Source organism: Terriglobales bacterium, from assembly GCA_035567895.1.
Classification (GTDB): domain Bacteria; phylum Acidobacteriota; class Terriglobia; order Terriglobales; family Acidobacteriaceae; genus Gp1-AA112.
Map to the genome: position 1 here is coordinate 1 of DATMPC010000065.1, position 9,397 is coordinate 9,397.

Annotated in this window: 8 protein-coding genes; 5 read left to right on the forward strand and 3 right to left on the reverse strand. The window is 55.7% G+C overall.

From position 1 onward, the window contains the following. The 3 genes from VNX88_14195 to VNX88_14205 all read left to right on the forward strand — a co-directional run. Positions 1-199: hypothetical protein (locus tag VNX88_14195; protein ID HWY69817.1), on the forward strand; the 199-nt coding region annotated here is incomplete at its 5' end. Between the two features lie 328 nt (positions 200-527). Beyond that, a complete protein-coding gene (locus tag VNX88_14200; GenBank protein ID HWY69818.1) occupies positions 528-1,826 on the forward strand; it encodes an ATP-binding protein in 1,299 nt (432 codons plus the stop codon). A 114-nt stretch (positions 1,827-1,940) separates the two neighbouring features. Beyond that, positions 1,941-2,717, forward strand: coding sequence for a hypothetical protein (locus VNX88_14205; GenBank protein ID HWY69819.1), 777 nt, complete (start codon positions 1,941-1,943; stop codon positions 2,715-2,717). 72 nt (positions 2,718-2,789) lie between these two features. On the opposite strand, the gene VNX88_14210 is transcribed toward VNX88_14205, so the two are convergent. From VNX88_14210 to VNX88_14220, 3 genes are all read right to left on the reverse strand, one after another. Then, entirely contained in the window at positions 2,790-3,926 is a 1,137-nt protein-coding gene (locus tag VNX88_14210; protein HWY69820.1) for a serine hydrolase domain-containing protein, read from the reverse strand. Positions 3,927-4,101: 175 nt separating this feature from the next. Next, on the reverse strand, positions 4,102-5,523 hold the full coding sequence (locus VNX88_14215) for an ATP-binding protein (GenBank protein HWY69821.1): 1,422 nt from the start codon (positions 5,521-5,523) through the stop codon (positions 4,102-4,104). Beyond that, on the reverse strand, positions 5,520-6,251 hold the full coding sequence (locus VNX88_14220; protein HWY69822.1) for a response regulator transcription factor: 732 nt from the start codon (positions 6,249-6,251) through the stop codon (positions 5,520-5,522). The genes VNX88_14215 and VNX88_14220 overlap by 4 nt, the downstream gene beginning before the upstream one ends. 324 nt (positions 6,252-6,575) lie before the next feature. On the opposite strand from VNX88_14220, the gene VNX88_14225 reads away from it, so the two are divergent. Then, positions 6,576-8,279 (forward strand): alpha-glucosidase, encoded by a 1,704-nt coding sequence (locus tag VNX88_14225; GenBank protein ID HWY69823.1) that lies wholly within the window; start codon positions 6,576-6,578, stop codon positions 8,277-8,279. 882 nt (positions 8,280-9,161) lie between these two features. After that, positions 9,162-9,397: hypothetical protein (locus VNX88_14230; protein HWY69824.1), on the forward strand; the 236-nt coding region annotated here is incomplete at its 3' end.

Consider the following 9,397-nt stretch of genomic DNA (forward strand, 5'->3'; position numbering starts at 1 on the left):
CAAGCTGCTGGCCGATCGTGACGGCAAGGTGAGCGGGGCCTACGGTTCGCTTACGAACCTTGGAGTGGTAAAGTTTGCGGCGCGGCATACCTTCCTCATCGATCCCAGCGGGAAGGTTGCCAGGGTTTACACCAGCGTCGACCCTGTCCGGCACAGTGAAGAGGTGCTGACTGCTCTGGACCAGATGCAGAAGCAGTAGGGTAGCCGGAACATTGTACGTACAAAGTGTTCCAGTCGGAACATTAGAGCGTTTTTACCGGAACACTGTGGAAATCTCGGAAAACTCGGAAAACCACCTTAAAGCTATAGTGGGTGGGCGGCAAGTGGCTGAGACGAATTGGGTAGGGGAATCGGCCGAGAAAGTGGCAGAAAAACCACAGGGCGAAGGGAAAGCGGCGGAAAAGTGCGAACGAGACTGGCACTCGTTGAGGACGAGTGCTGATTGGCGAACCTGCTCGTGATGCGCTCCTATTTTCTTCGCCGAGAACCGAAGGTCTGGGCCCGCTCCTCCAGAGAAGACGAATTAGATGATCTCAGAGACTCAAGTTCGAGAGCTGTTGGCGCAGAAGGCCGAAACGAAGAACCTTGATTTCAAGCAGTCGTTCAACTGGGACACCGCAAGCTTTGATGAGAAATGTGAACTGGTGAAGGACATCCTCGCATTCATGAATACGCAGGATGGTGGACAGGTAATCATAGGCGTCGAGGACAGCACGTTCCGCCTAATTGGATTGTGCCAAGATGACTTCTCTTCCTTCGATACGACAAAGGTGAATGATTTCCTGCACCGCTACACTGATCCCTCAGCCTCGTGTGAAGTCCAAAAGCTGAGTGCAGATGGATTAAACCTTGCGGTGCTGAGCATCCCTGAATTTCGGGACGTACCGATCATTTGCAAGAGAGATGCGAATTCCAGCAAGGAGACGTCCAGGCTGATTCTGAGAGCTGGAGGTCTGTACGTGCGGACAGAGAAGGCGACCAGCGTAATCGTGCCTTCCTCCGAGGAAATGCGCGATTTGATGAATCGGGCTTTGCTCAAACGCGGCGACCAGCTTTTGGGCACAATTGAGAACCTCCTTAGAGGAAAGACCGTCACTAAGGAACCGGACACGCTCAAATATTCCAAGGAGATTGCAGCCTCACATGTATGGTTCAAGGAGGTCTTGCCTGCTGACTTCGAGAAGCACGGCTACTGGAGACTCGTCTCGATGCCACAAGACTACCGCAGTGAGAGAATTCCGGACATCACGACAGTCCTCAAGTTCCTGTCGGAATCGGAAGTGAGTCTACGCGGATGGAATTTTCCGCACACAGACAAGGACACGAAATCGAACTTCAGCAGCGGAAGGGAGTCATACACTGTGTTTCACCGTTATTTAGAAGCGTACCGAGCTTATCAAAGTGGTCTGTTTATCTGGCAGGGCGCTTATCGGGAAAATGAGCCCGATTTCGTCAACAGGTATGGAAAAGCTTTGAGTTTTGTGAACGTGATCTATGAGATCACCGAGATGTTTGTATTCCTCAAGAGGTATTACGAACGCGTCTCACCGGAGGACAGCATTCATGTCTCAATTGAATTGACCGACATCAAAGATCGTTCTCTTGCCGCGACCGACGTTGATTCCGCGTCCCTGCTTGGAAGCTTTTATTCGAGGGAGCCTAGCCTCTGGATCGATCGCGATTACACGGTGTCCGAAGTACGAGCATCTGCTGAGGAACTCGCAATCAAGGTTGTGAAAAAGATTTTTGAGGTGTTCAACTGGAATTCTCCTGACCCAAACATGATTCGGGGCTGGCAGCAGAGGCTATTGAGCAGAACACTGTAGTGAGGGGACCAACCCGCCCGCAGCAGTGGCGGCGCAAGGTGGACCAGCCCCCCATCAAACGAATGAGAATTTCGGCAATCCAAGTTCTGATAGCGTAGTCACCACTGAGAAGCGATGGCACACCGCAAGGGCATTCTGACGGACGTTGTCACCAGCGTTCTGACCACCTCACGACGGCGCTGCTGTTTATGCTTTGCGTTGCGAGGAGATGAGGGCCAGAAGAAAGGCCAAATCGCACATCTTGACCACGACCCGTCCAACAATGACTCCGGCAACCTAGCGTTTATGTGCTTGGAGCATCATGATCAGTACGACACCAAGCCTAGTCAATCCAAGGGCTTCACATTACAAGAGGTGAAGCGCTATCGCGCGGAACTACTTGAGTTTCTGGCCCAAGGTTTGTCGAAGCCAGACCCCGGACCCTTACGAGGAACTGTGCACATCGCCCTATCGGAGCTGATGGCGATTGTTCTCACCCGATTGCGAAGGTCCTTTCCTTTACAGAAATTCCGGATCGTCGTGGAAGAGTCAGTTGCAGAGCAGTCCTACCTCAAAGAGTATGCCGCGATTAGCGGCATCGACCGGGAGGACAATTCGACGGTCTACTTTGGCGACTATTGCATTGCGAATGTCCATCTGTTTTTGACCTGGTATTTCGAAGCAGTCGAGATCGGCTCTGGGAAGAAGCGATTCTCGTATGAAGAGGACTTCTATGGCCTCCTTATGGATTACTTGTGCAGGACCTTCGACAGTGATATTGAGTTCTGGTCGGTGAGCCTAAGGGCCAATGCTTGGATTGATTCGGCGCAGAACACCGAAATCCGATGCAGAGAGGGTGAATTCCAGATTTCGGTGGACGAGAGCTCAGATGCAGCTGAACCTGGACCATAACCAGACACTTCGAATCCCCACGCTGGGATTTTGTAAACAGTCTGCAGACGCAATAGCCGTGTTGACTTGACCTCAATTTTTCCCGACTGCATTCTTTTCGTCCGCGAGGTACATGTCAGCGACGTGTTCGGCGATTGCGCCGGGCTTGGCCTCCGCCAGATTCGCCAGCACTACCACCGTCAACTGATCATTTACGTAGCGTGCGATTGCGGACTTGAATCCCTGCCAGGCGCCGTCGTGGCTGACTACGTGGTGTCCGTGCTTTTCCTCGATGAACCAGCCAAAGCCGTAGCCGTCTTTGTTTGGCTGGCCGTTTTTCAGCTTTGCTGGAGTCCACATTTGGTCCAGGCTCGAGCGCTTCAGCAGCTTTTCGGTGTAGAGCGCGGCGTCCCACTTCGCGAGATCCAAGATGGAAAAGTAGAGGCTGCCATCGGCCGTGGTGTTGACCGTGGGCGCTACCCATTCCTGGTTCTTTAGTTCGCCTTTGACCAGGCGGTAACCGGCGGCGCGGTTGGGGACGATGTCGGCCTCGCTGATAATGCGCGTGGTCTGCATTTCGAGCGGATGGAAGATTCGCTGTTGCAGGAAGTCTCCGTAGAATTCTCCGGTGACGCTGTGAATCAGAATTCCCAGAGTCAGAAATCCCAGATTGCTATATTCCCACTTGGTGCCGGGAGGGTAGGCCAGCGGCATGCCCTCGACCACCTTCAGCAGTTCGTCTTCGGTCCAGTCTTTGCGGAAGTCGAATTTCTCGGGATAGTCGCCAAATCCCGCGGTGTGGCTCAAGAGTTCGCGCACCGTTACTTCCTTCCAAGTGCCCGGAGCGTCTGGAAAATACTTGGTTAGCGGGTCGTCGAGGCCTACCTTGCCCTCCTCGACCAGCATCATCACCGCGGTCGCCGTGAATTGCTTGCCGACTGATCCCGACTGGAAGATCGTCTCCGGTTTTACCGGGACTTGCAGTTCCACGTTGGCCTGGCCGAATCCCTCGGCCTGCACGATCTTGCCTCCTCGCGAAACCAGAAGCGACACTCCCGGAATATGCTGGCGTTGCATTTCGCTCCGCACATAATTCGAGACGTCTTTCGAAACGGAAGTGGTTTGGGCTCGTGCAATCGACGGAGCGATGTATGACAAAGCGAATACGGCGGTGAAGGCTGCACACAAGGGTGCATGGCGATGGAGAAGACCGCGGGGGCGTTTTGTCATGGGTTTCGGAATTGCGGGCACCAGTCTACGGCTTGTTTTGCGGCTTAGGCAAATCAGATGGGATCGGGGGTATCTCAAGTTGCCGGCCTTGACGAGCGGGTCGTCGACTGGACAGCCGAGAGCGGCTGCCCACATGATCATCTCGGGATATTGGACAGAGCGCGCGATTTCTGAATTACTTCGGGACTGAATCATGTTGTGGCGAGGGTGTGGCCGGAATATCGATTCGGAAGACGGATCCCTTCCCAATCTCGCTCTTTACTGCGATGGAGCCCTTGTGAAGGTGGATGATCCATTGCGCGATGGCCAGACCGAGGCCGGCTCCGCCGAGTTCGCGGCTACGGGCCTTGTCGACGCGGTAGAAGCGTTCGAAAATTCTGGCTTGGTCCTCGGGTGCGATGCCGATGCCGGTGTCTTCGACGGTTACGACGACGCTGCCCTGCTCCTCGTTCTTTGCGGCCGAAAGTGTCACTCTCCCCGGCGCGAGCGTGTACTTGATGGCGTTGTCGAGGAGAATGTCGATCACGCGGCGCAAGGCGTTTTCGTCCCCCATTACCGGCAGGCGTTGAACGTCCAAGCGCTCCTCGAATTGCAAATTCTGCTGGGACGCGACTGGATTCCACTTCGATGCGGACGCGCGCAAAGTTGTGAGCAGGTCGATCGGATGAATGTCGAGCGCTTCGCGGCCGGAATCCGCGCGCGCCAGAGCCAGAAGCTCCTCAATGAGCTTGGCCGTGCGATCTGCTTCCAGAAGAATGTGGCGCAGCGCCTCCTGGTATTCAGCCTCATTCCTTGATCGGCGCAAGGCCAGCTCGGCTTCGGTATGGATGAGCGCGATGGGGGTGCGGAGTTCGTGCGAAGCATCGGCGGTAAACTCCGTGATCCGCAGGAAGGCTGATTCGATCCGCCCCAGCATTTCGTTCAAGGTATCGGAGAGCCGTTGCAGCTCGTCGCCCGTATGCAATTGCTCAAGCCGGCTGCTCAGGTTGTGGCCGGAGATGGTGCGGGCAGTGCGGGCCAGGGCATCGACCGGGGCCAGGGCTCGACCACTCAGCCAATAGCCGCCCGCCGACGCACCCAGCAGCAGGAGCGGTGCGAACCACAGCAGGTACCTGCGGAAGTCATCGAGGGTCTCGATTTCTTCGTGCATGGGGTGCCCGATTTGAACCATGTACACGCGCCCACTCACGTCCATCTGCTGGCTCATCAGGCGGAAACGCTGGCGCCCCAGTCTGCGATTTTCGTAACGCGGCCTGCTTAACTGGCCGGGTGAGAGCGGGGGGAGAGGATGCTCTTCGAGAAACCGTGAACGATAGATTGAGTTGCCGCCGGAGTCAATGATTTGCACATAGTCTTCGGAGCGTTCGATCTTATAGTCTTCACTGAGCTCTGCCTGTAACTGCGCCGTGGATACATCCTTTCGAGCTTCCAGGAATCGCAGCAGGTCTGCGGCCTGGCCTTCGAGCGCGGTGTCGGCGATGTCGTACAAGTTCTGGCGCAGTATGAACCACATGCCTGCGCCAAAGATCAGTTCGGCGAGCAGGAAAATCGCCAGGTACCAGAGCGTCAAGCGCAAGCCGATGGAGAGTTTCCTCATCCGATCCGCTCCTCACGAATCATGTAGCCCACGCCGCGCACGGTGAGAATCAGTTTGGGGAGGCCTTCGCGATCCACTTTGTGGCGGAGCAGGCGGACGAAGGCATCGAGCGTGTTCTCCTCGATTTCCCTTTCGAAGCCCCACACCGATTCGATCAGCGTGTTTCTGGGAACGACTTTGCCGGCGCGGAACATCAACCGCTCCAGCAGGCTATATTCTGTGCGGGTCAGGATGATAGGAACTCCAGCGCGGGAAACTTCGCGCGACTCCGGATCGAGAATGAGATCGCCGACCTGCAGCCGGTTCTGCGCGCGAGAGGTAGCACGGCGCTGAATCGCGCGCAGTCGCGCCAGCAATTCGTTGAAGGTGAACGGCTTGGTGAGGTAGTCATCGGCGCCCGTGTCCAGACCGCGGACAACATCTGCAACTGAATCCTTGGCGGTGAGCATCAGCACTGGCGTGGCGACTCGTTCCTGGCGAAGCCTCTTGGCCAGTTCGAAGCCATTCATCTTCGGCAGCATAACGTCCAGCACGACCGCGTCGAATTCATAAGCATGCGCGAGTTCCCAGCCTTCGCTGCCGTCCGAGGCACACACCACGGTGTGGCCCTCTTCGGTCAGGCCCCGGCGCAGCAGTTCCAGCATGCGAGGTTCATCTTCAACCACAAGCAGCTTCACAGGGTCTGGTTGTATCACACTCCGGGCCAGGACACTGCGTGGATTCCCCACCTCCTAATTTATTCACAGCAACCTGAAGATTGAATGAAGGAGGTGGGCTGGGGCTGGAGCGAGGCACTAACAATGCGGGCAGACGCTTGCGGGAAAGAGGAAACTGGCGGAGAATCATTGACCACGATCGTTTCTGCTCGTGCCGGAATTCGCCACTAGCTCTTATGTTCAGTGAACCTTCACTTTGCAAGCTCGGACGGCGGCCGGGCCGCCGCACACGGAAGTCGTAAGCAAAAGGGCCGCGAAAAGTTTGACTCCTCGGGCAGAAGAGTTCACCCTCAACATCGCAGGAGTGCGGTGGTTGTCTTGGTTGGAGGTCCCGGCATGAAGCAGATCATTTCACGGCTGGCGGCGTTTTTGGTGAGTGCGTGCATGGCAGCGTCGATTGCCGCCGGGCAAACATCCTCCGCCGCCGTAGATGCGGAAGGTCATCAGTGGTGGCAGCACGCAGTGTTCTATGAGATCTATCCTCGCAGTTTTGCCGATAGCAATAACGACGGCGTAGGCGATCTGAAGGGGATTACGTTAAAGCTGGATTATTTGAAGGATCTGGGAGTGGATGCGATCTGGATATCGCCCTGCTTCCCTTCGCCGCAAGTGGACTTTGGATACGATGTTTCCGATTACGAAAACATTGATCCGATGTACGGGACGCTGGCGGACTTCGACGTGCTGGCCAGCGAAGCCAAGAAGCGAGACATCCACATCATCCTCGATTTTGTCGTCAATCATTCCTCGGATCAGCACAAGTGGTTTCTGGACTCGAAGTCATCGCGCACGTCCGCCCATCGCGACTGGTATATCTGGCGTGATGGAAAAGGACCAGGAGAGCCTCCTAACAACTGGGTCTCGACGTTTGGAGGATCGGCGTGGAAACTCGACCCGGCCACCAATCAGTACTATTACCATTATTTCTATGCCGAGCAGCCGGATCTGAACTGGCGTAACCCCGCAGTCAAAGATGCTATGTTCGATGTGGAGCGCTGGTGGTACAAGCGCGGCGTGGCAGGGTTCCGTCTGGATGCGGTGGATACGCTGTTTGAGGACCCGGACCTGCACGATAACGCCATCCTGGGTCCCGGCAAGAACGCCTTCGGAGATCCGATCGAGCAGGAAAACTACAACAAAAGGTTGCCCGAAGTGCACGACGTCCTGCGCGGATTGCGCAAGGTTGCAGATGAATACGGCGCGGTTCTGATTGGCGAGACCTGGACGTCGAATATCGCCGAACTGAACGCCTACTACGGCAAAGGCAATAACGAACTGCATTTGCCCATGGATTTTCTTTTTACCACAGTCGACAAATTGTCGCCTGCGGAATTCCGCAAGCAGATTGCGTCGGTCGACGCCGCTTCTGGCTGGCCGACCTTTGTGATCAGCAACCACGACAAGGTGCGCTCCTATGATCGCTATGGCGACGGCCAGCACAACGACCAGATCGCAAAACTGATGGCTGCGCTTTACCTCACGCTGCGCGGTAGTCCGATCATGTATTACGGAGAGGAGATCGGAATGAAAACCACGCCTCCCACGCGGAAGGAGGATGTGAAGGATCCAATCGGGCGCACGGGCTGGCCGGACGAGAAGGGCCGCGACGGCGAACGCACTCCGATGCAATGGGATAGCACCGAAAACGCGGGTTTTTCCAAGGGGACGCCGTGGCTTCCGGTTCCTCCGACGTACAGGACGCACAACGTGGCGGATGAATCAAAGGATCCGAATTCCGTTCTGGAGTTCTACAAGAAGGTGCTCAAGCTGCGGCACACCAACCGGGCCCTGCTCGACGGAAACTACACCGCAATCAATGAGAGTGATGCGAACGTGCTCTCCTACCTGCGAGTTTATAAAGACCATGGCGTGGTGGTTGCGCTGAATATGTCGGGCACGCCGCAGAAGATGAGCCTCGAGTTGAAGCGCAACGGCTTCGCTTCGGCTAAGCGCCTGTTGGCGACTGAGACATCGGGAGCGCAAGGGGACGAGGTTTCGTTGGAGCCCTACGGGGTTTTTATCGGCGAGCTCACGAAATAAGCCGGAGGTCAGATTGTGAGCCACCGACTGGGGCCAAATTTGGCCCAAGTTCGCCCCATTCAAGTCCCAGCCCGCCCGAACCGCTTATCCGTATAGATCACTTTTTCGATTTGGAGGGCTCATGATGTGTTCTCCTTGGTTGTTGTCATTGTCGTCCCCGATATAGGGTTTTCTTGCGTGCTACTCCGGGCCTTGATGCTCAAGATTTCACACAGGCGCATCGAGGGCGATTCCTTGAGGCGTGCGGGAAACTCGATAACTTGTCCTGACGTAGAACCTGTCCTCCTCGTAGTTCGTGGGAAGAGATCTCGGACATAAAATTCGATGACTTTAGCATCTTCCCACGCTTATGCGGCGCCGCTCCGAGCATCTCGTGCGGAACGCGAGCCTCCTCTAACGGCAGCACAGTCCTGACGTCGGTGACTGATTCTCCGCTGCAAGTGCGTTTGCCGGCACTAGTCCGGAGGGTTCTCCTGCATATCTGAGAAGCAAAGCAAATGCCAACTTCCGAGCGCGGTTAAGACAGAGGTAACGGGGCGTTTCCTGCGACGAATGTCAAAACAAGGGACAGCTTTCTGGCACTTGTGCCAGAAAGTGTGCATTGCGATAGCAGGGCGTTCGAAGAGGCTGATCGATGCCATGGATCTCGCCACAAGATTAGTTCTAGGTCGACGCGGAAATGCTTCAACTTCAGGCTCTACGAAACTTCCGGTCCCCACTTTGATACGAAAGTATCGGCGATACCATCGTCCAATTGTTTTGCATCCAGGCTTCTGGTTTGATTACCTAGTTGGCACCACGGCAACTCCGGAGGAGAGATGGAGCTATCGAGGGTGTAACCGATTTGCCCCTGCCAACTCTATTCTTGTGAGGGGAGTAAGCATGCACAAGGGATTTGATTCACGATTGGAGCAGGCTTGGTGGGCACTGCGGATCGGGCTCGGCGTGGCGCCGTTCCTGGCAGGCCTGGATAAATACTTCAACCTTTTAACCAACTGGACCGGATACATCAGTCCACTGTTCCTGAAAATACTGCCGTTCAGCGGACAAACACTCATGCACATCGTCGGCGTTATCGAGATGATCGTGGGCCTGGCGATTCTGACCAAATGGACGCG